The organism is Bacillus sp. B.PNR1, assembly GCF_030386235.1.
GTDB lineage: Bacteria > Bacillota > Bacilli > Bacillales > Bacillaceae > Bacillus > Bacillus stercoris.
The window spans coordinates 1859422-1885329 of sequence record NZ_JANYMN010000001.1; the positions used below are offsets into that span (position 1 = coordinate 1859422).

Sequence of the window (25908 nt, forward strand, 5' to 3'; positions counted from 1 at the left end):
GGAGAGAATCAATGATTCTCTCCTTTTATCAGTTCTCTCATATCCTGAGGCAATGAAGCATGAAACGTCATGTTCTCCTGTGTCAGCGGATGGATAAACGAAAGATGCTCGCTGTGCAGAGCCTGCCGGCCAATGTCCCGTCTCGTTCCGCCGTACAGTGTATCGCCGCACAATGGGTGCCCGAGATAGCTCATATGAACACGAATTTGATGGGTTCGTCCAGTCTCAAGCTGCAACGTCACCGAGCTCATATCGTCATGTGCACATGTGACATAAAAATGCGTAACAGCCTTCTGGCCGTCTGGTGTTACCGTCCGTTCAATTATACTGTCAGGATGTCTGCCGATCGGGGCATCGACTGTTCCCTCCATCTGCGCCATCCGCCCATGAACCACTGCCGCATACCGGCGTTTCACGAGTCCGTTTTTTTGCGCTGACGATAAAATGGAGTGGGCAAGTCGATGCTTGGCAACAAGCATGACTCCCGATGTATCCCGGTCTAGCCGGGTGACAAGATGAACTGTGGCCTTCACTCCGTTTTTTTGATAATGATGAATAATTCCATTGGCAATGCTGCCAGAGGGGTGCTCTCTCGAAGGAATTGATGACACATACGGTTGCTTGTTTATCACAAGCACATGTTCATCCTCATAAAGAATATCGAGCTGAACAGGCTCTGCCAGCAGCGTCTCGCTCACCTGTTCCTCAGGAAACTTCACGATAAGAAGATCTCCCTCTTTCAAAATGGCTTTAACCGTCACATGCTCGCCGTTGATCAGCAGGTCTCCCCCGCCAAACTTAATATCGGTCAGCAGACGTTTTGAAATTCCGAGTTCACCGGCATATTCTTTTACAGTCATACCATCCTCGGCGGAAGTAATGTTCTTTCTGATATAAAAATGCTCCACGATACGTCCTCTTTCTATTCACCTTTTCCAATAAACGAATCCTGGACTCTTTTCCAAAATGGAAACGGGCGGAATCTCGCAAACCGCACTTTTTCGGATGCAACCTGGCAGCGGATCGACTTCACATCCTTATGAAGAAGGGTTAAATGGTCAATCGTCACTTGAAAGTCAACTTCGTTTCTCGGCTTAATCATGCAATCATGATGGGATGGGAGAAGCAGAGGTGATCCGACCGTACGGAACACGCGGTTATTAATAGATGCCATTTCCGCAAGCTGGATCGCCCTGATAGACGGATGGATTATCGCTCCGCCCAGCGCCTTATTGTAGGCTGTGCTGCCTGATGGCGTTGACAGGCAGAGGCCGTCGCCCCTGAAGGTTTCAAAGAGCTGCCCCTTGATTTCCACATCAGCAACAAGGCTTCCTTCTATGCTTTTAATCGTACATTCATTCAAGGCTAAGTATCTTTCTTCCCGCTCGTTTTCGTGATAGGTCACAATGACTTCGAGAAGCGGATATTCGACAGTATGATACGGCGTTTTCGCAATTGCGAGAACAAGTTTTTCAATTTCATGAGGAACCCAGTCGGCATAAAACCCCAGATGACCTGTGTGAACACCAACAAATGCTGTTTTGTCCAAGCGGTCGCTGTATCTGTGAAAAGCATACAAAAGCGTTCCGTCGCCTCCGACTGAAATAACGATTTCCGGTTCATTTTCATCCAGTTCCATATCAAAATCCAATAAATACGCCTGTATTTTGCTTTTCAGCGTATCAGAAACTTGATCTCCTTTTGATGATACGGCAAATTTCATGCTCTTCTTCCCCTTTACCTATTGTTGCTCGCTTCCTTTTTTCTTTCTTGAAAAGGCAGCTTGAGCTTCCTGTACTTCACCCCTGATCTCCGACATCTCTTCATCAAGCCGGGAAGCCGCTTCAGAAGCGCGCTGAAGCCTTAGTTTCACTTTTTCAGGAATGTTTCCGCTGTATTTATAATTCAATGAATGCTCAATGGTCGCCCAAAAATTCATCGCCAGTGTACGGATCTGTATTTCCACGAGAACATGCTTTTCCCCGGACACCGTCTGCAAAGGATATAGTACAACAAGATGATAAGACCGGTATCCGCTCTCTTTATGTTCCGCAATATAATCCCTCTGATCCACAACGGTGAAATCTTTTCTGGCAAAAAGCATCTCTTTTACGATTTGGATGTCATCGACAAATTGGCACATGATTCTAAGGCCAGCGATATCCTGCATGGTTTCAATTTCATGCAGCGGTATGCTTTTCCGTCTCGCTTTTTCAAGTATGCTTGCCACAGGCTTGACGCGTCCGGTCACAAATTCGATCGGTGAATGGTCGTCCTCGTATTCATATAGTGTGCGGATCCCCTTGAGCTTCACTTTCAACTCTTCGACAGCCTGGCGGTACGGCACTAAAAAACGCTCCCATTGTTTGTCATCCATCATACATCCCCCAATTCCGAACCAGTTTCTATAAAAACACGCGTTTCACTTTTTCTTCCATCTCTTCTCCATAGTTTGCGTTATCTTTTATATTTTCTAAAAGATATTCCAGCTCCTCATGCAGGCCTGCCAGTTCAATCGTTTGGTCTCCTGCCTCTAATAAGACCGGTATTTTTTGTGCATGGGCCTGCTTCAATTCCGGCCATATATGTTCCTTTATAATGACATATTCAAAAGAATCAGCTAATTCAATTATGTATACAAAAGCAAAGTGGTCAGAATCAACAAGCATTTGACCTGACGGCTTGCGTTCCGCTTCGTTTCCTTCTGTCTGACAGGCAAGGCGAAGCTGATCATCCGATAATGTTGCGTTCAAAATTTCGATTCTGTTTTGCATAATGCTCTCCTTTTTAAACAAAGTTCAGATTCATTTTATCATATCAAGCTCGATATTGATAAACCAAACATCTAAAGAGATAATAGTAAAAATAAGATTTACAGGGCGGAAAGGAAGATCATCATGACCCAAGAAATTGAAATCGAATTTAAAAATATGCTGACCAAACAAGAATTCAAAAACATAACAGCGGCACTCCAGCTGACAGAAAAAGATTTTACAGATCAAAAGAATCATTATTTTGATACAGACAGCTTTGCGCTGAAACAAAAACATGCAGCGCTTCGCATCCGCAGAAAAAACGGAAAGTATGTCCTTACATTAAAAGAGCCGGCTGATGTGGGGCTTCTGGAAACGCACCAGCAGCTTTCAGAGGTATCAGATCTAGCAGCATTTTCAGTTCCCGAGGGCCCTGTGAAGGACCAGCTGCACAAGCTTCAGATCGATACGGTTGCCATTCGATACTTTGGATCTTTAGCAACAAACCGAGCGGAAAAAGAAACAGAAAAAGGCTTAATAGTTTTAGACCACAGCCGATATTTAAATAAAGAGGACTATGAAATTGAATTTGAGGCGGCGGATTGGCATGAGGGCAGACAAGCCTTCGAGAAGCTGCTTCAGCAATTCAGCATTCCTCAGCGCGAAACCAAAAATAAAATTCTGCGTTTTTATGAAGAAAAACGAAAGTCTATATAAGGTGGAATGACATCGTGAATGTAACGAATTGGGCAGCTTTACTTCAGCTTCAGGCACTACAGTCCATATCTAATGCACGCAGCAGCTCGGACACTCAGAATACGGAAAGCCCGCTTTCAAGTTTCAGCTCTTTGCTCAGCCAATATACAAACGGTCTGGCATCTCAGCAATCAGCACCTTCTTCATCGCCAAGCCCGCTCAGCATGCTGAACAGCGCGAATACAACAGCGCCGTCACTGCTTTCAGCGTATGGGCTCAACTCATATACGAGCAGCAATTCAGGTTCAATCACAAAAGCGGCAGAAAGCACCGAAACAGCTGTTGCAGATTCAGCTTCAAACAAACATGAAGCAAATCAGATCAGTTCGGGAGACTTCTCCGTTGACAGTGCGATTAAAAAAGCCGCTGATAAATATGGCGTCGATGAAAAACTGATTCGTGCCATCATCAAGCAGGAATCAGGCTTTAATGCAAAAGCGGTCAGCGGAGCAGGTGCGATGGGCCTCATGCAGCTGATGCCATCAACAGCAAGCTCACTAGGCGTTTCCAACCCGCTTGATCCGCAGCAAAATGTGGAGGGCGGAACAAAATATTTAAAACAAATGTTGGATAAATACGACGGCAATGTGTCTATGGCATTAGCGGCTTACAACGCCGGACCGGGGAATGTTGACCGGTACGGAGGTATTCCTCCTTTCCAAGAAACGCAAAACTATGTAAAAAAAATAACTTCAGCTTATTACGCGTAACCAGAGGGCTCCCCCTCTGGTTTTTTTGCGAAGTGAAATCTTACGCATTCCTGATTTTTATGTGATATGATATGAAATACAAACCCCGGCTGTCAGCCGAAATGAGTTATCATACGCAAAAAAGGCAGTTTGTTTGTAGAAATGATGCCTTGTTGCTAAAATAAACCTAGATGAAACAATGAAATACAGAAAATTACTTTTTGCAATAGGATTTATGATTCCTATTAGCCATATTTAAAGGAGTAGTCAACATGGGACAATCGTTTAACGCACCTTATGAAGCGATTGGAGAGGAACTTCTATCGCAACTTGTTGATACTTTTTATGAGCGTGTCGCGTCTCATCCTTTGCTGAAGCCGATTTTTCCGAGCGATTTGACAGAAACCGCCAGGAAACAGAAGCAATTCTTAACTCAGTATTTAGGCGGGCCTCCTCTTTATACTGAGGAACACGGCCATCCTATGCTCAGAGCAAGGCATCTTCCCTTTCCAATTACAAACGAGAGAGCTGATGCGTGGCTCAGCTGTATGAAGGACGCAATGGACCATGTAGGGCTGGAGGGCGAAATTCGCGAGTTTTTGTTTGGCCGGCTGGAGTTGACAGCAAGGCATATGGTGAATCAAACGGAAGCGGAGGATCGATCATCTTGACAAACTATCAGCATGAGCTATACTTCGCCCATTGCCACGGTCATCCAAAAAAACCGCTTGAGATTTATATGTTTGTAGACCCTTTATGTCCTGAATGCTGGTCCTTAGAGCCCGTCATCAAAAAGCTGAAAATTAGATACGGACGTTTTTTCACCTTACGTATTATCGCTTCCGCAAGCCTTACCGCTTTAAATAAAAAGCGAAAAAAGCATCTTCTCGCAGAAGCATGGGAAAAGATCGCGAGCCGCTCAGGCATGTCGTGTGACGGCAATCTCTGGTTCGAGCAAGATCAGCCGCTTTCATCACCTTATATGGCTGCTCTCGCTTTTAAAGCAGCCGAATTGCAAGGAAGAAAAGCCGGTATGCAATTTCTCAGAAATATGCAGGAGAGCCTATTTGTTTCAAAGAAAAACATCACCGATGAAAATGTGCTTTTGGAGATTGCTGAAAATACAAGTCTCGATCTTGAAGAATTTAAAAAAGATCTGCATTCTCAAAGCGCGGTCAAGGCGCTTCAATGTGACATGAAAATTGCTGCTGAGATGGATGTTTCTGTTAATCCGACACTGACGTTCTTCAATACGCAGCATGAGGATGAAGGGCTTAAAGTTCCTGGAAGCTACTCATATGATGTATATGAAGAAATTTTATTTGAGATGCTTGGCGACGAGCCGAAGCCGTCGGAAACACCGCCTTTAGAATGTTTTATTGAATATTTCCGCTTCGTTGCCTCGAAGGAAATTGCTCTTGTATATGACCTGAGCCTTGAAGAGGTAGAAAAAGAAATGAAAAAATTGGCGTTTGCTAAAAAGGTTGCCAAAGTGGAGGCCAAACACGGAATGTTTTGGAAGTCTCTCAGCACTTATTCTGATGAATATCAATCATGTGAAAAATAGCCGCAGGCGTGCATATGCTTGAGGCTGTTTTTTTGCGCCAAAACCAAACGTATGTTCTAAATTTAATACTAAAGAAACCGCGCCGGGATAAGCGCGGTTTCATATGTCTTAACGACAACAAAGGGGATGGGAGAAATTTTTCACGGTCAAACAAAGGGGTAATGTTTGTTTGTGATCAATTTCACATCCTTATGATAACAAAAGATGTCGACTTTTGACAACCTCTATGCTTAATGTTCATATTTTTGTCACAAAACATAACGGAGTCCATTCACTCATATCCTTATAAGGAAAAAGGACGAGGAGGACCGCCATGATGTCTACTTTGATCTCGATTGTGTGCATTGCCGTTTTTTTCTGTCTGAATATCTTAGGCATGATGCATATGCTGCCGCTTTATATTACCTCTCCTCTGCTGTTTCTGTCTATTTTGTTTACCCTCTACCGCTTGAATCACCGGAAAACCTTTAAAGGGTTTTAAAAAAGCCTGTGCGTCATTTCCGCACAGGCTTACTTTTTTTAAGACTGCTTGACTTTCATCAGCAGCTCTTCCATTTCATCGAGTTTTTCTTCAAACATTTTGCAAGCAGCTTCGATTGGCTCTGGAGACGTCATATCAACGCCCGCTTTTTTCAGGACATCAATCGGGTATTGTGAGCTTCCCGCTTTCAGGAAGTCAATATAACGGTCAACCGCAGGCTTCCCTTCCTTCAAAATCTGGCTGCTTAATGCTTGGGCAGCGCTGTACCCCGTCGCATACTGATACACATAGTAATTGTAATAGAAGTGCGGAATCCGCGACCATTCAAGGCCGATTTCCTTATCAATCACCATGCCGTCTCCGAAATACTTTTTATTCAGATCGTAATAAACATTTGTCAGGAGCTCAGGTGTAAGCGGCTCGCCTTCTTGCGCCTTTGTATGGATCAGATGTTCAAACTCGGCAAACATCGTTTGTCTGAAGACCGTTCCCCTAAAGCCTTCAAGCATATGGTTGAGGATATATAAACGCTGCTTTTCATCCTCTAAATTATTCAGCAGATATTCGCCAAGAAGCGCTTCATTTGTCGTAGAAGCAACTTCTGCGACAAAGATGCTGTAATTGCCGTATGGATATGGCTGGTGCTTTCTCGTATAGTAGCTGTGTACGGAATGTCCAAACTCGTGCACGAGCGTAAAGAGATTATTGACGTTATCATGCCAGTTCATCAAAATATACGGATTCGTGCCGTAAGCTCCTGATGAATAAGCGCCATTGCGTTTTCCTTTATTTTCATAAACGTCCACCCAGCGGTTTTCCAGCCCTTCTTTTAGGATAGAGGCATATTCCTCCCCTAAAGGTGCGAGGCCTTTCAGCATGTAATCTTTGGCTTCCTCGTATGTCACCTTCATGCCCGCATCCTTCACAAGCGGTGTATACAGATCATAGATATGCACTTCATCAAGCTCTAGCACTTTCTTTCTCAGCGCGATATATCGGTGAAGAAGAGGCAAATGCTTATTAATCGTCTTCACGAGGTTATCGTATACTTCCTCAGGAATGCTGTTGTTAGAAAGCGCAGCCTCACGCGCTGAATTGTACTTTTTCACTCTCGCGTAGAAGTTGTCCTTTTTCACAGTGCCGCTTAGTGTCGTGGCCATTGTGTTTTTATATTGTCCGTACGTTTTATACACTGCGTCAAACGCATTTTTGCGGACTTCGCGGTTTTCACTTTCCAAGAAGTTAATAAAGTTGCCGTGAGTGATCTGTTTTTCATTCCCATCTTCGTCTTTAATGGACGGGAACGTAATATCTGCGTTATTTAACACGCTGAATGTATTTGAAGATGACCCTAATACCTCGGAAGCCTCAGCAAGCAGCGCCTCTTCCTTCTCGCTCAGCACATGCGGACGTTCCTTTGTAATCTCCTCAATCGCATGAGAGTACAGCTTTAATTCTTCTTTTTCAAGAATGAACTGCTGTAGTTTGTCTTCTTCTATGGATAAAATTTCAGGAACCAAATAAGCTGTCGCGCTTGCGGCCTGTGTATACAGGTTTCCCGCCTTGTCATTCAGCCCCTGGTAAAAGGAGTTCCCGGTATCCTGGTCAGAGCGCATATGCGCATATGTGTACAGCCTTCCCAGCCGCTCCATCACTTTATCTTGGTACGTAAGAGCCTCGTATAAATGATCAGCTGAATCGGCCAGCTTTCCTTTATACTTAGATAAATTCGGAATTAATTCTTTTACAGCTTGAAATTCTTTATTCCAGGCCTCATCACTAGGAAAAATATCCTCAAGTTTCCATGTGTCTTCTGCCTTTACCTCACTTCTGTCAGGCAGTTGATTTGCTTTTTTTTCCTCAGCCATGGTGATCCCCCTCGTCTTCTTTGATTCAAGCCAATTGAAAAAGCAACTGTTTCCCAATAAACTTGTGTTGTGAATATCTTCCGGTTTTTCACTGCCTTTTGTCAAATCATATGCAGTAATGAAGAGAACGAATGCCAAAAAAGCAGTAAAAACACGAAAAACCTTTCCTTTTGTGCCGTTCACAGCCAGCCCACCACCTTTGTCTTAGGGTGAGCCAAATCAGACAAACTCATTCTATAAAACAGCTGCGGTCTCTTTCTATGAGATCCTGCATTGAGCGAATGCCATCTGCAGGCTGGTTCAGCACATATACTTCTTTCTGAGTCTCCCTTAAAAATCCCTTCTTGCACAAAAAATCAATGTACTGTTTAACAGCTTCAGAAAGACACTCTTCGCTGCATTCGCATCTGAGTGCAATGTTCTTTTTATGAATGTGCAGTTTGCATTGCTGTAAAACGGCTGAAAAACGAATTGGCGCATGTTTCTCTCCAAGATCCGTGATAAACAGGTAAAGAAACCCCTGCCACACAAAAACCGGACTCTTAAAAACTGCCCCTTTTACAACAGGAACAAACACTTCAGTCGGCAGAAAAGAAAAAGGCGTCTGCCGCTTCTCATAAAACAGCTGCTTAAGGCGGTTTGTTTCCTTTGAGCTAAACCGATGGGGTTTATGGCGAAAACGGTGAATCGCTTTCGCCCAGCCTGAATATTGAATTGGGGATTTCGATTTTGTGAAAAAAAGATCGTCTATACCTGCCCGATGGATAGGGATCGTTTGGACTGAGGAATAAGAATGGGTTGTGTAGAATGGAATGATGTGGCTGAGCCGGAGAAAAGAACGCCTTTCCGGACAATAAGATATCAGTTCTCTGTATGGGTTTGCATTGATAAACTGCCAATGAAAAGCTGAAAGCTGATAAAAGGACGAAGCAGTCCGTTGTAAGCGGCTGCGGCCCATAATCCACTGCGGGATGATTCCTGCTTGTTTGAAGCCCTCTGTCCGCTTTTGAAAAGCATCCGGACTGATCGTGGCGCATTGATATTCAACAGCAAGCATACGCTCCTTGATCCTTGCCAAGACGTCCGGTCTTTGGTTGATTTCCCTTATATACGGTTCCAATACGGGAGAAGCCTTTTGCGTTTTCAGCCATACGTACAGCTGTCTTTTTCCTTCTAAATGGTAGGCGCTTTCCGGTTCTATGTCTATGGAGCAGGACTTGTTCTGTTTATGGGCGAAATGCGGCGCTTTTTGAAGTCCGAGCTTCACAGCAAGCTCTTCTCCGCATACCGGGCAGAAGAATCGTTTCCGCTTTAATTTTTGGCTTTGCTGAGCGCCTAAAAGGTGAAACATTTGACCGTCTTCAGTCACAGCACTAAACAATTGTCATCTCTCCTTTCCAGATGAGGTATACTTTCTGGATAAATTGATCAACTCCTGTTCGCTGTATTTTTGCTTGTACGTATGTTTTCGATTTTTCACATCTTAAAATGGCATTTTAGTGCATAAAAAAACCGATTTCCGGAAAGAAATCGGTTTGCTATGATGCAAAGTGTTTTTTTATCGTTTCTAGAGCATGCTCTGAAATAATCAGCTTGCCGTACTCTTCAAGACGGTGTATGCTGATTGAGGATTCATTTGCGTACTCCAGCAGGATGCTTAGCTGATTTTCAACCTCTTCATCAGTCATATTGCAAAAATCCACATATAAATAATATCGGTTCTCAAACGAATATAAAGTCGTTTTGCTTCCGTTAACGTTCAAATTAGATAGAGAAATAACATCCTCAAAATCGCCAAATCGCAAGACAAATTGAAGCTTTTGCTCCTTCTCTTCCTGATTGATGGCCTGCTCTTCTTTCTGGAAATCATCCAGCAAGGCGTCAAGGTCCTCAGATGCTGGTTCTTGCTTTTTATCCTCAGGAATCGGCAGTTCGAGCTTTTGTCCGTCTTTGGAAAGCTGGGCTTTTGTGACGATGATTTCTAATCCTTTGTCAAGCGCCTGAACTTGAATCCAAAGAGGGCCTTCCACAGCGAATTCCTCTTCTTCATGAACTTCATCCATGACTTCCCAGAACAGTTCTTCACTGCGCTCACGGTTATACCAAATTTCTTCTCTGTCAAAACCGCGATCTTCAATATCTCCGTAAGACATATAAAATTTTACTGTATGCTCGTTAATTCTTTCAATTTCCATTTGCCAACCTTCCCTTCTATATAAGATGTTGAAGGGACATCTAAGCTCCCGATTAATTGTACTTTACTACACTTTACCCATTCCGTCCACATCTTAACCTTAAGCAAGGCCAGTGTGAATTCCTTTGTATTTCTATTTTATGATAAAACAGTCACAAAAGAAATAAAAATGCACCTTTGCCTAAAAAACGGCAGTTCAGGCTGCTGATATCATAAAATACGGCCTGTCTCATATAGTAGTAGTACAAGCGAAGGACTGAAAGCGAGGTGCCGATTCATGGAGCATGACTATCTGATTTCTCTGCTTGTTATTGTTGGGATCGACCTGATCCTCGGCGGAGATAATGCGGTCGTCATTGCCATGGCCAGCAGACATTTGCCGGACAAGCAAAGACAGCAAGCTATTATTCTCGGAACATTTATAGCCGTTGCCATGAGAATCGGATTAACAAGTGCAGCAGTATATCTTTTGAACATTCCGTTCTTGCAGTGCGCCGGCGGAATTTTCCTGCTGTATTTAGGATATCAGCTGCTGATCGAAAAAAAGGATACGCAGCACATTAAAAGCAGCACCTCTTTGTGGAGAGCGATACGAACGATTGTGCTTGCAGATCTCTTTATGTCGCTGGACAATGTCATCGCAGTTGCAGGAGCATCACACGGTGAGTTTTCTCTCGTCGTCATAGGTTTGTGTGTATCGGTTCCGGTTATTATTTGGGGCAGCAAACTCATCCATTTTGCACTAGGAAAAATACCGCTTCTGATTTACGCGGGAAGCGGGCTGCTTGCTTATACTGGCGGAGAAATGATTGTCAGAGACAAAAAACTGTCTCTTTTTATGGCGCAGCACGGCACAGTCGAAACACTCCTCCCCATTTTGACGGTTGCGTTTGTCATTCTTGCGAGCATTTATTACCAGCAGGTTGAAAAATAAAAGAAGGCTGATGACTCAGCCTTCTTTTGATGATACGATCTATTAGTTTGCCAAACGCTGTGCTTCTCTTAATTGGAAAGAGCGAACTTTTCTTGGCAGGAAACGTCTGATTTCGTCTTCGTTATATCCGACTTGCAAACGTTTTTCGTCGATGATGATCGGACGGCGAAGCAAACCTGGATGCTCGTTGATCAAGCGGTACAAATCTTGCAGCGGCATAGATTCAACGTTCACATTGAGTTTTTGGAATACTTTTGAACGGGTTGAGATGATTTCATCTGTTCCGTCCTCAGTCATTCGAAGAATTTGTTTTATTTCATCAATTGATAAAGGTTCAGAGAAAATGTTTCTTTCTACAAATGGAATCTCGTGCTCCTCGAGCCACGCTCTCGCCTTTCTGCATGAAGTACAGCTTGGTGATGTGTATAGTGTAACCATTCATCTTCACTCCTCTAATTAGTAGGATGAACATCTATTTTATTCTTAAATTGAAATTACTCTAAAAAAGGAATCTTTACAGGTATTATACTATAAAAAAGTAAGTGTGAACAGTATCCTAAGAAAAAAATGTGTCAATCCAGCAAATTTTTAATGTTCATGATATGTTCTTATTCTCAATTAGCTTAACTGATCGAAAATATTTTTTTGTTTTTCTTCATCGATGATTTCCAAGACCTCATCCGTTTTTTCGTACGATTCTCCGTACCATTTCTCATCTTTATAAGTATGAATGTTTTCATATGTCTGTTTCATGGCTTCAAGAATTTCTTCTTCTGATTCTGTTTTCGGTGACCAATACAGAATCTCCATCTTGTTTACTTCATTCGTAGCCAATGACCGGCGACGGTACCCAATTGATTGAGCATGCTTGAAATGCTCTCTTTGATAAAACCTCAGGCGTTTTTCTGTATCAGTATCATCTTCATCAACAGGTTCCACCTCGAGCAATATGGGCTTATTTTTCTTTTTCAGCTTTGCGATCAATTTGCCGCCAAGCCCCTGCCCTCTTGCATCCTTAGACACATACAGATAATCAACGAAAATAAAAGAATCGAATTCCGCAAACATTAAAATATGATGTTTGCCTTCATCTTTATGGTAAATATCGCTTCGCTCTTTCAGAAGAGCTTCCATATGCGCTTTTGATTTCATTTCTTCAATTGGAAAGTACTCGCTAAGCTTTTCATACCAGTTCATTGATTTGCTCCTTATGAGTTCATTGTCTTCATACTTTTAGATATACCCCATTTCTTCTTGTTTAAACAGCCTTACATCTATAAAGACGTACGAACTTCCGCCATGGTTTCATTTTTTTTCAGAATGAACGGAGCCAACTGCTCCGTTTATTCTGAAGTGCATCTCATTAAACCCGGTTTTCTCGCCTGTAATGAACAAGGCGGGGCTGTGCCAGTGCAATCAGAAACGTTATGATATATAATGCAGCAGCCGCAATAAAAGCTGTTTTCGCACCAGCCGCATCAGCCACTAACCCCATAATGGAGTAGGTGACGCCTGACCAAGGAGTTAAAATTGCATTTTTCGCAGCCATGATCCCGATACGTTTCTGTTCGGGAATAACCTCCTGCAGCATGGTTTCCTGACAAATATCACGCACCTGATAAAAAGGCCCCATTGCGGCACAAGCCAGCGCGCATAAAAACGGGATAGTAGAAATTGAGAACAGAAGGGTCAGCGCCGCCATCACAAGCGAGCAGAAAATAATAGCGCAGCCCATGTTCCGCTCAAAAAAAGCAGAAAAACGAATGGCAATCACACTGCCGACAATGGCACCTATAAAATAAGAAGCGTTAAACATCCCCCACCACGCTTCTGTTTCATGTAAAACAACCGCAGTAAAGGCGAGAAGAATAGCAGACGACCAAACAGAACCCGCCAAAGCTTCTATCATGTCCATAAAAGTAATGTCTCTTACAATAGGAATAATCATTAAATCCTTCCATATACTTCTGCCAGATGCTTTTTCATCTGTTTCATCAGTCGTTTTTTCATTTATATGAAGCCCATTGAGGGAAACTCCCGAAAGAACAAACAGACAAATGGCTGCACCGACAACGACTTCAAAAGGGACGGCGTACGTCAGAAGGCCTCCAAGGCCCCAGCCTGCTGTTAAGAACAATTGATTCGAAAGGGAGATCACGCCATTCGCTTTTACATAGTGCTCTTTTGGAACAATAATCGGCAACAGCGCGAATCTTGCCGGCTGAAAAAAAGCGCCCGCGAAGGAAAAACAGAACACAAACAGCAGCGTAATCCAAAAGAATGCCTGTCCATGATGAGTGACACTGTATGCCATCAGGATTGTAAAGAACGCTCTCAGCAGATTTGCGCCCGCAAGCACCTTTTTAAAACCGAGATTGCGAAGCACCGGAGAGACGCAAAAGCTTGCAGCTATACTTGCAAATGACATGAACGATAATACGAGTCCAGCAAAAAAAACGGAGTCAGTCATTTGATAAACACGGACCATTAAAACGATTGTGACAAGGACTCCTGCTAAGGATTGTAGAGATTGAGACAGCAATAGCGCAAAAACATTTTTGTTATGCAAAAATTGAATCGTATTTCGCCTCCGCTTTTTCCTCTAATTGTAAATGTTATCATTCTCACTTTCTATGGAGACGCAAAAAAATCCTTCAAGAGATTCTCTTGAAGGATTGATGAATCATGAAAAAGCTTTAAATTCGGCTTCCGTGCACATCACAAAATGTCCCGGTTTGACTTCACGGAATTCCATCGTTTCCCCATCTTTTAATTGATGGACGGACGGATCATATTTCTGGCGGACGCGATTTCTCTCATAGTCCGGATCTGGAAGCGGAATCGCAGAAAGCAATGATTTTGTATACGGGTGAAGCGGATTTTCATAAAGCTCATCTGCCGGCGCAAGCTCAACCAGTTTCCCGAAATACATAACTCCAATGCGGTCGCTAATGTATTTGACCATCGATAAATCGTGGGCAATAAACAGGTATGTGAGCCCTTTTTCTTTTTGCAGTTCTTTCATTAAATTCACGACCTGCGCTTGAATGGATACATCCAAAGCGGAAATCGGTTCATCTGCGATAATAAATTCCGGATCAACAGCAAGCGCTCTGGCAATCCCGATTCTTTGGCGCTGGCCGCCGGAAAATTCATGGGGATAGCGGTTCGCGTGTTCCTTGTTCAATCCCACTGTTTCCAATAGTTCATGGACCCGCTGCATCCGCTCTTTTTTCGTTTTCGCCAGCTTATGAATATCAAGCCCTTCAGCAATAATATCAGCAACTGTCATTCTCGGATTCAGGGACGCATATGGGTCTTGGAAAATCATCTGCATTTTGCGGTTGAATTCCAGCAGCTTTTTCCGCGATTTTTTCCCGTGCACATTTTCGCCGTTGAACAGCACCTCACCATCGGTTGCTTCGTACAGCCGGATAATGCTTCGGCCTGTTGTCGATTTACCGCAGCCAGATTCACCAACCAGCCCTAATGTTTCACCTTTATAGATATCAAATGATAAATCATCTACAGCCTTAACCGTTCCTCTCGGTGTGACAAAGTGCTGTTTTAAATGTTTGATTTCTAATAGTTTTTCAGCCAATTTATTCACCTTCTCTCACTAAGACAGGTTTTTCATACGTATTTGCCAGCTTACGCATTTTCGCTTTTACCGCTTCAGGCGGCTCTACCTTTGGCGCGTCGGGATGAAGCAGCCATGATTTGACATAATGAGTATCAGATACCTTAAACATTGGCGGCTCCTGTTCAAAATCGATTTTCATCGCATAAGGGCTCCGCAGGGCAAAAGCATCTCCTTTTGGCGGGTTTGTCAAATCAGGCGGCGTGCCCGGAATGGCAGTCAGCTCTTCCTCTCCTGAACTTTCCAGTGTCGGCATGGATGCAAGAAGCCCCCAAGTATAAGGATGTCTCGGATCGTAGAAAATTTCGTCTACCGTACCTGTTTCTACAATCTGTCCCGCGTACATGACAGCGACCCGGTCAGCAACGTTTGCCACAACACCAAGATCGTGTGTGATAAAGATGATGGACGTGTCAATTTTCTTTTGCAAATCCTTCATCAATTCCAGAATTTGCGCTTGAATCGTTACATCAAGTGCAGTGGTCGGCTCGTCGGCGATCAAAAGCTTCGGATTCGCCGCAAGCGCCATGGCGATGACAACCCGCTGCCTCATACCGCCTGAAAATTCGTGCGGAAATTGGTTCACCCGCTTTTCCGGCATTGGGATACCGACTAATTCCAGCAGTTCAACCGCGCGTTTTTTAGCCGCTTCCTTTGAGATCTTTTCGTGTTTAAAAAGCACTTCCGTAATTTGTTTACCGACCTTCATCGTTGGATTTAAGGAGGTCATCGGATCTTGGAATATCATGCCGATCTCTTTTCCCCGGACATTTTGCATTTCTTTTTCGGACAGCGGCACCAGATCCTTCCCTTCAAACAGGATTTCACCGCGTTTGAAATAACCCGGAGGCATTGGAATCAGCTTCATAATCGCCTGAGAGGTTACACTTTTTCCGGAACCTGATTCTCCGACGATAGCCAGCGTCTCTCCTTTTTCCAGATGGAAATTCACTCCGCGGATCGCTTGGACCTCTCCGCCATATGTTTTAAATGAAATTGCTAAATCTTTTACTTCTAATAGGCGTGTCACCCGTATCACTCCCTTATTTACGTAACTTAGGATCCAATGCGTCTCTTAATCCGTCGCCGACAACGTTAAAGCCAAACATTGTAATGCAGATAAATCCGGCAGGGAAGAATAAACGCCACGGATAATAGGTCAATGCAGGCAATCCGTCAGAAGCCATCGTTCCCCAGCTTGCCAGCGGAGCCGGGACACCGAGTCCCAAATAGCTTAAAAAGGCTTCTGTGAAAATCGCAGTAGGAACTGTCAATGTCATCGTGACCAAAATGGAACCCATTGCGTTTGGCACGATATGTTTAAACAGCAGACGGGATGTTTTTGCACCCAGTGTCTGTGAAGCAAGCACATACTCTTGATTCTTCAGCTGCAGCACTTGTCCGCGCACGATTCTGGCCATGTTAATCCAGCCCGTAATCGTCATGGCAATAATAATCGTAAATAGCCCTTTCGGAAGAACAACCATCAGTAAGATAACCATTAATAATGAAGGAACTGCCCAAAGGATATCAGCGATACGCATCATAATTTCATCTGTTCTTCCTCCGCGGAAGCCTGAAATGCTCCCCCAAATGACGCCGATCAGCAAATCAAGAACAGCGGCTGCGACACCGATAAAGATTGAGATTCGCGCTCCTACCCAGGTACGGACGAAAATGTCCCGTCCAAGATCATCTGTGCCGAACCAGTGATCTTTTGAAGGCGGCTTATCCGCATTTAAGAGATTAGTAGTTGAATAATCATACCTTGAGAACATCGGCGCAAAAATGGCCATAAGGATAATGAGCACGATAATGATAAGCCCGACCATTGCAAGCTTATTGCTGCGGAAGCGAAGCATCGCATCTTTCCAGAGGGAAAGGCTCTTTTTACTTATTTTTTCTGCATCGCCGGCATTCGCTGCGGCTGGTTCAAACATGTTTTTCGGAATGTTCTGCATGGCCTAGGCTCCTTTCTTTGCTTTGGAAAGCTTGATTCTTGGATCAATAATGCCGTATAACACATCAACGATTAATACACACAATAGCAGGATGACACTGAAGAACACCGTTACACCCATAATGACCGTATAATCACGGTTTGTAATACTGTTGACGAAGTGTGCACCAAGCCCCGGGATCCCAAAAATGGTTTCAATAATGAAGCTCCCCGTTAAGACCTGTGCGGCCATCGGGCCCATATATGTAACAACCGGCAAAAGCGCGTTTCGGATGGCGTGCCGCACAGTAACCGCTGGGCGGGACAGCCCTTTCGCTTTCGCTGTGCGGATATAATCACTGTTTAACACTTCGATCATGCTTGAACGGGAAAGTCTGGCAATAAACGCCATCGGCATGGAAGCAAGTGCGATTGAAGGCAAAAAGGTGTATGCCCAGGAATCCCACCCCGCGACCGGAAATAGCCCAAGCTTCATGGAGAACACATATTGCAGAACAGCCGCCATGATAAAGCTCGGAACCGAAATACCAAATATCGTTAAAATCGCGACGGTATAATCCTGCCACTTATTATGGTAAAGGGCTGCAATGACCCCAAACAATACACCTAACGCTAAAGCGAGGAGAATAGCTTCTGCTCCAAGAGTAAATGAAACGGGGAAACCTGAACTGATCAGGTCGTTAACACTCTGACCTTTATATTTAAATGACGGTCCGAAATCCCACATTGCAACTGATTTCAAATAACTGACATATTGTACAAACAGCGGCTTGTCCAAGCCATAATGCGCATTTAAATTTGCTTCAATTTCAGGCGGAAGCTTTTTCTCACCTGAAAATGGCCCGCCCGGTGCTGCTTGCATTAAGAAGAATGTCACAGTTACAATCACAAATAGTGTGATAATCATATAGACTAAGCGTCTTCCGATATATTTTAGCAAGGGGGAACACCTCCATGGTTTTTACATTTTTATACTCCATCAGTAAGAAAGGTATATGGGGCTTTTCTCCCCATATACCTTGAGGTCTTTTATTTTCAGACATAGCCTTATTTAAAATATGCGTTTCTGAAATAAACCTCACCAGTACCTGGCATGATAACACCTTTTAGGTTTTCATCCTGTACCCAAGTATCAGTATAGAAATAGATTGGGGCAACCGGCATTTCATCAATGAAAATACCTTCTGCTTTTTTCAGCAGCTCTGCACGTTTTGTTTTATTTGTTTCAGTTTGTGACTGGTTCAGCAATTTTTTGAATTCTGGATTTTCCCAGCCCGTATCGTTATTTCCTCCGTCTTTGTCACGGAACAATTCTAAAAAGTTAATAGGATCGTTAAAGTCGCCAAGCCAGCCCATGCGGCCGATTTGATAATCTTGGCTGTGGAGCTTATCAATATAGACATTCCATTCTGAATTATCAAGCTCAACATCAACGCCTAAATTTTTCTTCCACATTTCTTGTACGGCTTGAGCGATTTTCGCATGTGCATCATCAGTGTTATAAGACAATTTGATTTTCGGCAAGTCAGATGCCTTGCTTAAGCCCATTTCTTTTAGGCCTTTTTCAAGGTATTCTTTTGCTGTTTTGATATCGTTGTCTTTGAAGTAGCCTTCTTTGTTATCCTCAAATCCCTTCATTGTCGGCGGCACCGCAGCCATTGCCGGGATTTGCTCTCCTTGCGTAACGTTTTTAACAATCGACTGACGGTCAATCGAATATGTTAATGCTTTACGGATATTGACGTTGTCTAGCGGCTTAGCTTCAGTGTTGAATTTGTACCAATACACACCTGCGATCGGCTCAACATGTAAAGAACCGTCTTTTTTCAAGGAAGGGAGAGATTCTGTCGGAAGCTGCCCGAGCGGCATACCGGCCCAATCAAGTTCGCCAGCTTGGAATTTTTTCAATTCCGTATTGTTATTGTTGATCATAACCATATTGATTTTCTTCAGTTTGACTTTGTCTTTATCCCAATACTGGTCATTTTTTTCGAGAGTAATAGAACCGCTGTGTTTCCATGCTGTCATTTTGAACGGCCCGTTTGATACATAATCATCCCCAGCATTTGTATTCCACTTTTTATTTTTCTCTGCAATTTTCTTGTTGATCGGCATATACGTATAGAACGCAGTTAATTCAGTGAAATATGGAGTCGGGTTATTTAATTCAACCTTCAGCGTTTTATCATTCACGGCTTTTACTGCCACATCATCTAGGCTGCCTTTGCCTGTATTCGCCGCTTCAGCACCTTTTATGTAGTAGAGCTGGTAAGCGTATTGTGATTCATTATTAGGGTCAAGCGCCCATTTCCAAGCATATTCAAAATCTTGTGCTGTTACAGGGTCTCCATTAGACCATTTCACACCATCACGAATAGTGAATGTATATGTTTTACCGTCCTTGCTTGTTTCGATTTTAGATGCCATGCCTTCTTCAGGCTCCCCATCTGCATTAATGCGTGTCAATCCTTCAAAAGTCTGACGGATGACACCGCCTGAAACTGAATCATTTGCCAATCCCGGATGTAAGGAGAACGGCTCAGTTTTAATATTAATGTTAAGTGTTGTCTTTCCTTTACTGTCCTTTTTCCCTTCACCGTTTGATCCGCTGCCGCCAAAGCCGCAAGCGCTCAGCACGAGAGTGAAAATGAGCATCAACGTGACAATCGACCAACGTTTTTTCATATTCGCAAACCCCCTAATAAGAATTTTTCAGCTCCTTACGGCTAAATCCTCAGAAATATCAGACAAATGAACCTAAGTTTCCATAACTTTTATTCTGTTCCGTCTTTTCTGATTATTTTTGTAAAAAAGCTGTAACAATAGAGTGAACAAGTTCATTATAATGAAACAAATAATTTATTGCAATATTATTTTATCAATTTAAAATATTTAAACTTCGTTAGTTTTTCTTCCACGAACATAATATCCTTCTACCATTTAAAGCATAAATTGATTAAAAACTTTTTCATGAGTTTTCTATCCATATTGCTTTTTACATATAATATCTGCCTGTTTTCACACTGATAGCAGTTATCATTTAAGGGTTTTACAGCACCCATGTTATTTATATCATTACAATGTTACTGGGAAAAAGAATGTTTTTTCATGATGACAATTGGTTATAATTGATTTATAATGAAGCAATCAAAAGAAAAGCGTGCTATGAAGAAGAGTAGTACACATTTCACCTGTTTGAAGAGAGTCTGCGGTGCTGGGAGCAGATAACGGGCAATGTGGAATGGACTTTGGAGCAGCTGACCGAACCCGAAAAAAGTAGGCTCAGCCGGAGCAGACTCCGTTACAAACGTCAGAGTGATTCCATTTTAATGGAATAATCAGGGTGGTACCACGGTTCATTCGTCCCTTTTTTATAGGGGAAGAATGAGCCTTTTTTATTATGTTTTAAGAAATGAGGTTGATGTTTTCATGAAACAAACGATTTTTTCAGGCATTCAGCCAAGCGGCTCTGTTACGCTTGGCAACTATATCGGTGCAATGAAGCAGTTTGTCGAACTGCAGCATGATTATAACAGCTATTTTTGCATCGTCGACCAGCATGCAATAACCGTTCCTCAAGATCGGCTCCAGCTAAGAAAGAATATCCGCAGTCTGGCGGCGCTTTACTTAGCTGTCGGACTTGATCCGGAAAAAGCAACATTGTTTATTCAGTCAGAGGTTCCCGCGCACGCACAGGCCGGATGGATGATGCAGTGTGTCGCATATATCGGCGAACTTGAACGAATGACTCAATTTAAGGACAAATCCAAAGGCAATGAGGCTGTCGTCTCCGGCCTGTTAACATACCCGCCGCTGATGGCCGCTGATATTCTGCTGTACGGAACGGATCTTGTGCCTGTTGGTGAGGATCAAAAGCAGCACCTTGAGCTGACGCGGAATCTCGCAGAACGCTTCAACAAAAAATACAACGACATCTTCACGATTCCGGAAGTGAAAATTCCAAAAGTCGGTGCACGCATCATGTCTCTGAATGATCCGCTAAAGAAGATGAGCAAATCTGATCCGAACCAGAAATCTTATATTACACTGCTGGATGAACCGAAGCTTCTTGAAAAGAAAATCAAAAGCGCTGTGACAGATTCCGAGGGCATTGTAAAATTTGACAAAGAAAACAAACCGGGTGTTTCCAACCTTCTTACGATTTATTCAATCCTCAGCAATACGACAATTGAAGAGCTTGAAGCAAAATACGACGGAAAAGGCTACGGCGAGTTTAAAGGTGATTTGGCAGAAGTCGTGGTGAACACATTAAAACCAATCCAGGACCGCTATTATGAGCTGATAGAATCTGAAGAATTAGACCGGATTCTTGATGAAGGCGCGGAACGGGCGAACCGGACAGCAAACAAAATGCTGAAAAAAATGGAGAATGCCATGGGTCTTGGAAGAAAAAGACGCTGATCAAAAAACCGCTCTTTGCAAAGAGCGGTTTTTTATTTCAGTTTACCTTTGATTCATTTTCCATTTCCCACAGCTTTTCGAAAAAAGGCTGTCCTTTTATTAGGTTTTCGCAAAAAGCCAGGTGCTTGTCCGACCAGCCTTCAATTGTTTCGTTATACAACATGTCCCAAATCTCTTCAAAGCTCATCCGTTTGATTTGTTCATACATATGCGGATTCCACTCTGTATACCAATAGCCGATTTCAGCGCGGTTTTTCAGCCCTTTTAATTGGTCAAGCGCCATAAACATCAGCTGCTTGATTTGCCGTTCTTTTCTTGTCAGACCCCTGACATGTTCTGGTGCTAATGATAAGATGTGATATTCTTTAGAGGATTCCAGTTTCTTTGGTTCAAATTCATACGCTTCAGGCTCTACATCTTTTACCATTTCATAAACGAGCTGCTCTTGTCTTGGGATCAGACGGCTTTTCCTGACAGGGATTGTATAGCCGATCGTGTCGACAGCCAAAATGCCGATTCCGTCTGTTACAACAAAACAATATTCAAGCTTTGTCCGCTCATGATTTTTCCGAATGTACGATTTCTGATGTACGTCTTCAAGCAAACCTTTCGGAAGCTCTGACAAATCGTTTTCTATGTAATGAAACAGTACTGACGGCACCCTTAACAAAGGCACCTGATCCAAAAGCTCAACCGTATCTTCCTTGCGCCATTCGTGAAAGTGGCATACATTGTAGCCATTTTCTTCCCCTTCAAACCAATTGACCCACACATCATGAAGAAATAACATCTCTAACCCCTCACTTTATAAAAACTGTTGTCCACAGTATAGGCAAGGGACAGAGAAATTATTCCAAAGAGATTGAGGAAATCTGGAATCACTGGTTTTATGCAAGAATCACAAAAAGCAGATCTCTTTGTATATTTTCTGACAAAGGGAGACCTGCTTTTTTTCTGATTTGGTGATATTTTATAACAGATTTTATATTCATTTTTATTTAATATTTTTTGGGTCAAGTGCATCCCGCAGGCCATCACCGACAAAGTTGAAGCATAAAACGGTCATTAAAATAAATAGCCCGGGAAATAACGGGTACCACCATGCTTGAATCATTACTGTGAAATTCTGTGCATCTTGAAGCATGTTCCCCCAGCTAGCGATTGGCGGCTGAATTCCAAATCCCAAGTAGCTTAGCGCCGATTCAGCTAGAATAACAGACCCTACTTTCAGCGTAGCTGACACAATAATCGGCCCTAACGCATTGGGCAGGATATGAGAAAAAATAATTTTGTGCGTCTTTGTTCCAATTGTTTTAGCAGCAAGAACATATTCCCTTGAACGAAGCGATAAGAATTCTCCCCTTACTAATCGTGCTGTTGTGGTCCATCCTGTGAGACAGAAAATTAAAATCAGTTTGTCCACACCCGGCTTGAAGATGGTGACCAGCGTGATCAACAAGAAAATATCAGGAATGGATAACACAATGTCAACTACACGCATAATGACAGCATCCACTATTCCTCTGAAATATCCAGCTAATGCTCCTAAAACCGTTCCGATCAAAATCGAACCGACTACGGACGCAAATCCAACCAATAAAGAGACACGCGCTCCATATAGGATCCGGCTGAAAATATCACGTCCAAATTTATCCGTTCCCATCAGATGTTCAAGGCCCGGCGCCTTATATTTATCAAGCAGGCTTTGCTGCTCTTGGGGATAAGGTGCAATGAAAGGGGCGAAAACAGCCGACATGATAATGATAAAAAGAATAACGGCACCTAAAATGGCCAGTTTGTTTTTCGAGAATTTTTCCCAGAAAATCTTTGTCATTGTTTCTGGTTTTTTCGAAATATTTTCTTTCAGCCTGATCTCCGGCGTGGGAGTTGTTTGCAGCTCTGACATCTCTGTTTCCCTCCTTTTAATATTCGATCCGCGGATCAACAATCGCGTAAAGGATGTCTGCAATGAGGTTTCCCACAACGACAAGAACCGCCGAGATCACAGTCATTGCCATGATAACCGGATAATCGCGCTGGAATGCTGAATCGACAAACAGCTTTCCTAATCCCGGCCAAGTGAAAATTTGTTCGACAACGACAGATCCGCCGATAAATGAAGGAATCATCAAACCGAAAATTGTAATGACGGGTAATAATGCATTCCTCAATCCATGTTTAAATAGCACTTTGTTCTCTTTAAATCCTTTTGCTCTCGCTGTGCGAATATAATCTTGATTTAATACATCAAGCATATTGGATCTCGTGTATCTCGTCAGTCCGGCCATGTCAGCTGTAGCTAGAACGAATGCAGGCAGAATTAAATGATGAATCCGGTCAAATATATTGAATTCGGTATTCAGTGTCTCGACACCCCCGGTAGGAAACCAGCCGAGATTTACCGATAACACCATAATCAAAATTAATCCAAACCAAAAGTTTGGAATAGCCAGACCTATAAACGAGGTAAATGTAATGCTATAGTCGATTTTTGAATACGGCCGCTTTGCCGACAGGACACCGAACGGAATAGAAATCATAAGAGCCAAAATCGTTGAAACCAGCATCAGCAGGAGCGTATTGGGCAGTCTTGCCATAATCAATTCTGAAACAGGCGTTCCTTTTCTGACAATAGACGTTCCGAAATCACCCTGCACCATGTTGCCTAGCCACTTTAAATATTGAACGTACTGAGGATCATTCAGACCGTATTTTTCAATAAACTGCTCTCTGTCAGCCTGGCTGATTTTCGGGTCCATCATTAATGTCATCGGATCTCCGGGCGCGGCTTTCATGATAACAAATGATAAAATCGTAATTCCCAATAAAATCGGGATAGACATTAAGGTTCTTCTGATAATATATGCAGCCATATACTTGTCCCCCTTTACTTTCCTTATTAAAAACAGAAGAGGGAGAAAACGTTCTCCCTCCCCTTTAAGGGAAATTTATTTTGCAAGCCACCATTTTTCAATATTATACAAATCACGTTTCGGATGATATTTGTATCCTTCAAGATTTTCCGGCATTGCCATATGGTTGTTAGGATAATACAAGAACGTATACGGCTGATCTTCCGCAATTTTTTGATAGATCTGCTCATATTCTTTTGAATACTGCTTTCTGTCACTGATTGATTTTGCATCTTTCATGAGTTTATCCGCCTCGGCATTTTTATACCAAACGTAGTTCAAACCCTTTTTAATCTGGCTTGAATGGAAGATATCATATTGATCCGGGAATGTGGATAAACTCCATCCCATGACCATTGCATCAAAATCCCAATTCGGAGGATTCATTTGTTCAACGAGAGCGCTCCATTCAACGATCTGGGTTTTCACTTCAATGCCGATTTTTTTCAGCTGTTCCTGAACGACGACAGCGATGTCTTCACGGACTTTGTTTCCTTGGTTCGTTTTAAGGGTAAACGAGAATTTCTTTCCGTCTTTATCCAGAATGCCGTCACCGTTCGTATCTTTCCAGCCGGCTTCTGCAAGCATCTGTTTCGCTTTTTTCTCGTTGTACTCAAATTTCGGAACATCTATATCTTTAGGATAGTTCCAAGATAAAGGGCTTTCCGGAATGTAAGCTACTTCGCCGTCTCCATCTAATACTTGGCTGACGATTGACTCGCGGTCAAGAGCGGTTGTCAGCGCTTGACGAACCTTTTTATCCTTGAATAATTCATTTTTTTCATTCCACCCGATGTACACATAACTTAATGCCAAATCAGTAACGATTTTTAGGTTGTTGAATTTTTCAGCCGTTTTGTAGTCAGTGGCGGGCACATTAAAGAAATTAATATCGCCTGCCTGTAGCTGAGCAACGGCAGCATTTGCGTCAGGAATGACTTTATACGTCACAGTATCTAAATACGGTCTTCCTTCAAAGTAATCATCATTCGCTTCGAGCTTAATATATTGGCCCTGCTTCCATTCCTTAAACTTAAATGGTCCTGAACCGATTGGTTTCTTTCTGTTAAACTCATTTTCTTCTAAATCGGCAATCGGAACATTACCGAGAATATGTTTCGGCAGAATAGCTGTGCTGTCTAACGCATTGTTGTAGAAATTACCGTCTTTATATTTCAGCTTAAACAAGACTTCGTAATCGCCTTTTTTTTCTACGGATTTCAGCATTTCATATGTTGAACCGCGTTCTCCCTTGTAATCTTTGCTTAAAGGGACACTGTACGTAAATACGACGTCGTCTGCAGTCAGTTCTTTTCCGTCATGAAACTTAACGCCTTTTTTAATTTTCACATCATATGCAAGGCCGCCGTCTAATTCTTTAATACTTTCAGCGAGTGACAATTTCACATTTAGTTTTTCATCCGTTTTCGTTAAAAAGCTGTACAGCATATTTTCAATATCCGTACTTGCGTCGTCCGTAGAATACAGAGAGTTAAAAAGTGTGGGTTCTCCGATTGAACCGACAACCAAATCCCCGCCTCGCTGAGGTTTGCCTGCTGATTTTTTCTCACTGCTGCTGCTCGATTTTGAGCCCGAGCAGGCTGATAAAAAGATGGCCAGGACCATCAATACACTTAGCATCATCAGTGCGGTTTTCCGTCTTTTCATTAGATATTCCCCCTTTTAAAATGTTCGTTCTTCTCAGCTGTTGTTTATGTAGTATGCATACCCC

27 protein-coding genes, 1 pseudogene and 1 other annotated feature are annotated in these 25908 nt (G+C 42.8%); of the genes and pseudogenes, 8 read left to right on the plus strand and 20 right to left on the minus strand.

Annotated features, from left to right (window positions below; genetic code table 11):
* Positions 1-8 precede the first annotated feature (8 nt).
* Genes NZD81_RS09775 through NZD81_RS09790 form a run of 4 tightly spaced genes read right to left on the minus strand, consistent with a single transcriptional unit; the run spans position 9 to position 2774 of the window.
* Positions 9-908 (minus strand): RluA family pseudouridine synthase, encoded by a 900-nt coding sequence (locus tag NZD81_RS09775; protein ID WP_282374186.1) that lies wholly within the window; start codon positions 906-908, stop codon positions 9-11.
* Positions 909-922: 14 nt separating this feature from the next.
* Entirely contained in the window at positions 923-1723 is an 801-nt protein-coding gene (locus NZD81_RS09780) for an NAD kinase (protein WP_003232918.1), read from the minus strand.
* An 18-nt stretch (positions 1724-1741) separates the two neighbouring features.
* Complete coding sequence (gene yjbM, locus NZD81_RS09785) at positions 1742-2377, minus strand: GTP diphosphokinase (RefSeq protein WP_003245294.1); 636 nt, start codon at positions 2375-2377, stop codon at positions 1742-1744.
* Between the two features lie 28 nt (positions 2378-2405).
* The gene (locus tag NZD81_RS09790; protein ID WP_014663540.1) at positions 2406-2774 is read right to left on the minus strand and encodes a UPF0738 family protein; all 369 of its coding nucleotides are present in this window, start codon (positions 2772-2774) and stop codon (positions 2406-2408) included.
* Between the two features lie 123 nt (positions 2775-2897).
* Between NZD81_RS09790 and NZD81_RS09795 the strand changes: the two genes are divergently transcribed.
* The 5 genes from NZD81_RS09795 to NZD81_RS09815 all read left to right on the plus strand — a co-directional run bounded on the left by NZD81_RS09795 (position 2898) and on the right by NZD81_RS09815 (position 6246).
* Positions 2898-3470 (plus strand): CYTH domain-containing protein, encoded by a 573-nt coding sequence (locus tag NZD81_RS09795; RefSeq protein ID WP_289860387.1) that lies wholly within the window; start codon positions 2898-2900, stop codon positions 3468-3470.
* A 14-nt stretch (positions 3471-3484) separates the two neighbouring features.
* Entirely contained in the window at positions 3485-4219 is a 735-nt protein-coding gene (cwlQ, locus tag NZD81_RS09800) for a bifunctional muramidase/murein lytic transglycosylase (protein WP_289860389.1), read from the plus strand.
* 251 nt (positions 4220-4470) lie between these two features.
* Positions 4471-4869, plus strand: coding sequence for a globin domain-containing protein (locus tag NZD81_RS09805; RefSeq protein WP_003232928.1), 399 nt, complete (start codon positions 4471-4473; stop codon positions 4867-4869).
* Entirely contained in the window at positions 4866-5765 is a 900-nt protein-coding gene (gene spxH, locus NZD81_RS09810) for a protease adaptor protein SpxH (protein ID WP_041521296.1), read from the plus strand. Before NZD81_RS09805 ends, spxH begins: the two co-directional genes overlap by 4 nt.
* A gap of 313 nt (positions 5766-6078) precedes the next feature.
* Positions 6079-6246 carry a hypothetical protein gene (locus NZD81_RS09815; protein ID WP_003244944.1) on the plus strand — a complete coding sequence of 56 codons (168 nt, stop codon included), beginning with the start codon at positions 6079-6081 and terminating at the stop codon, positions 6244-6246.
* 38 nt (positions 6247-6284) lie between these two features.
* Here the strand turns inward: NZD81_RS09815 and pepF are convergent, their stop codons facing one another.
* Both pepF and NZD81_RS09825 read right to left on the minus strand, forming a co-directional pair.
* A complete protein-coding gene (gene pepF / locus NZD81_RS09820) occupies positions 6285-8114 on the minus strand; it encodes an oligoendopeptidase F (protein WP_289860400.1) in 1830 nt (609 codons plus the stop codon).
* A 229-nt stretch (positions 8115-8343) separates the two neighbouring features.
* Complete coding sequence (locus NZD81_RS09825) at positions 8344-9465, minus strand: competence protein CoiA (RefSeq protein WP_483298465.1); 1122 nt, start codon at positions 9463-9465, stop codon at positions 8344-8346.
* A gap of 73 nt (positions 9466-9538) precedes the next feature.
* On the opposite strand from NZD81_RS09825, the pseudogene NZD81_RS21265 reads away from it, so the two are divergent.
* A pseudogene (locus NZD81_RS21265) lies at positions 9539-9658 on the plus strand (hypothetical protein).
* Here the strand turns inward: NZD81_RS21265 and mecA are convergent.
* Together mecA and NZD81_RS09835 are read right to left on the minus strand one after the other, a co-directional pair.
* On the minus strand, positions 9653-10309 hold the full coding sequence (gene mecA / locus NZD81_RS09830; RefSeq protein WP_069149371.1) for an adaptor protein MecA: 657 nt from the start codon (positions 10307-10309) through the stop codon (positions 9653-9655). The pseudogene NZD81_RS21265 and the gene mecA sit on opposite strands and share 6 nt — an antisense overlap.
* Positions 10276-10416 carry a hypothetical protein gene (locus NZD81_RS09835; RefSeq protein ID WP_134975725.1) on the minus strand — a complete coding sequence of 47 codons (141 nt, stop codon included), beginning with the start codon at positions 10414-10416 and terminating at the stop codon, positions 10276-10278. The genes mecA and NZD81_RS09835 overlap by 34 nt, the downstream gene beginning before the upstream one ends.
* 169 nt (positions 10417-10585) lie before the next feature.
* Here NZD81_RS09835 and NZD81_RS09840 point away from each other — a divergent pair, with 169 nt between their 5' ends.
* Complete coding sequence (locus NZD81_RS09840) at positions 10586-11242, plus strand: TerC family protein (RefSeq protein ID WP_040083448.1); 657 nt, start codon at positions 10586-10588, stop codon at positions 11240-11242.
* 42 nt (positions 11243-11284) lie between these two features.
* Here the strand turns inward: NZD81_RS09840 and spx are convergent, their stop codons facing one another.
* From spx to oppA, 8 genes are all read right to left on the minus strand, one after another.
* The gene (spx, locus tag NZD81_RS09845) at positions 11285-11680 is read right to left on the minus strand and encodes a transcriptional regulator Spx (RefSeq protein ID WP_003245483.1); all 396 of its coding nucleotides are present in this window, start codon (positions 11678-11680) and stop codon (positions 11285-11287) included.
* 180 nt (positions 11681-11860) lie between these two features.
* Entirely contained in the window at positions 11861-12439 is a 579-nt protein-coding gene (locus NZD81_RS09850; RefSeq protein WP_003244921.1) for a GNAT family N-acetyltransferase, read from the minus strand.
* A gap of 166 nt (positions 12440-12605) precedes the next feature.
* Positions 12606-13820 carry an MFS transporter gene (locus NZD81_RS09855; protein WP_282374338.1) on the minus strand — a complete coding sequence of 405 codons (1215 nt, stop codon included), beginning with the start codon at positions 13818-13820 and terminating at the stop codon, positions 12606-12608.
* A gap of 105 nt (positions 13821-13925) precedes the next feature.
* Complete coding sequence (gene oppF, locus NZD81_RS09860; protein WP_103031877.1) at positions 13926-14843, minus strand: oligopeptide ABC transporter ATP-binding protein OppF; 918 nt, start codon at positions 14841-14843, stop codon at positions 13926-13928.
* Between the two features lies 1 nt (position 14844).
* Positions 14845-15921 carry an oligopeptide ABC transporter ATP-binding protein OppD gene (gene oppD, locus NZD81_RS09865; RefSeq protein ID WP_080488797.1) on the minus strand — a complete coding sequence of 359 codons (1077 nt, stop codon included), beginning with the start codon at positions 15919-15921 and terminating at the stop codon, positions 14845-14847.
* A 4-nt stretch (positions 15922-15925) separates the two neighbouring features.
* Positions 15926-16843 (minus strand): oligopeptide ABC transporter permease OppC, encoded by a 918-nt coding sequence (oppC, locus tag NZD81_RS09870; protein WP_003232954.1) that lies wholly within the window; start codon positions 16841-16843, stop codon positions 15926-15928.
* Positions 16844-16846: 3 nt separating this feature from the next.
* Positions 16847-17782 carry an oligopeptide ABC transporter permease OppB gene (oppB, locus tag NZD81_RS09875; protein WP_003245554.1) on the minus strand — a complete coding sequence of 312 codons (936 nt, stop codon included), beginning with the start codon at positions 17780-17782 and terminating at the stop codon, positions 16847-16849.
* Positions 17783-17889: 107 nt separating this feature from the next.
* Complete coding sequence (oppA, locus tag NZD81_RS09880) at positions 17890-19527, minus strand: oligopeptide ABC transporter substrate-binding protein OppA (protein ID WP_289860413.1); 1638 nt, start codon at positions 19525-19527, stop codon at positions 17890-17892.
* Positions 19528-19998: 471 nt separating this feature from the next.
* Positions 19999-20213 (plus strand) — a binding site (T-box leader).
* A gap of 58 nt (positions 20214-20271) precedes the next feature.
* Here oppA and trpS point away from each other — a divergent pair.
* The gene (trpS, locus tag NZD81_RS09885) at positions 20272-21264 is read left to right on the plus strand and encodes a tryptophan--tRNA ligase (protein WP_289860414.1); all 993 of its coding nucleotides are present in this window, start codon (positions 20272-20274) and stop codon (positions 21262-21264) included.
* Positions 21265-21301: 37 nt separating this feature from the next.
* On the opposite strand, the gene NZD81_RS09890 is transcribed toward trpS, so the two are convergent.
* The 4 genes from NZD81_RS09890 to NZD81_RS09905 form a co-directional block, all read right to left on the minus strand.
* A complete protein-coding gene (locus NZD81_RS09890; RefSeq protein ID WP_014663526.1) occupies positions 21302-22054 on the minus strand; it encodes a YjbA family protein in 753 nt (250 codons plus the stop codon).
* 204 nt (positions 22055-22258) lie between these two features.
* Positions 22259-23170 carry an oligopeptide ABC transporter permease AppC gene (appC, locus tag NZD81_RS09895; protein WP_014663525.1) on the minus strand — a complete coding sequence of 304 codons (912 nt, stop codon included), beginning with the start codon at positions 23168-23170 and terminating at the stop codon, positions 22259-22261.
* A gap of 16 nt (positions 23171-23186) precedes the next feature.
* Positions 23187-24137: an oligopeptide ABC transporter permease AppB gene (appB, locus tag NZD81_RS09900; RefSeq protein ID WP_289860415.1), complete on the minus strand. Its 951-nt coding sequence runs from the start codon at positions 24135-24137 to the stop codon at positions 23187-23189.
* Between the two features lie 75 nt (positions 24138-24212).
* Positions 24213-25844 carry a peptide-binding protein gene (locus NZD81_RS09905; RefSeq protein WP_014663524.1) on the minus strand — a complete coding sequence of 544 codons (1632 nt, stop codon included), beginning with the start codon at positions 25842-25844 and terminating at the stop codon, positions 24213-24215.
* Positions 25845-25908: the final 64 nt, after the last annotated feature.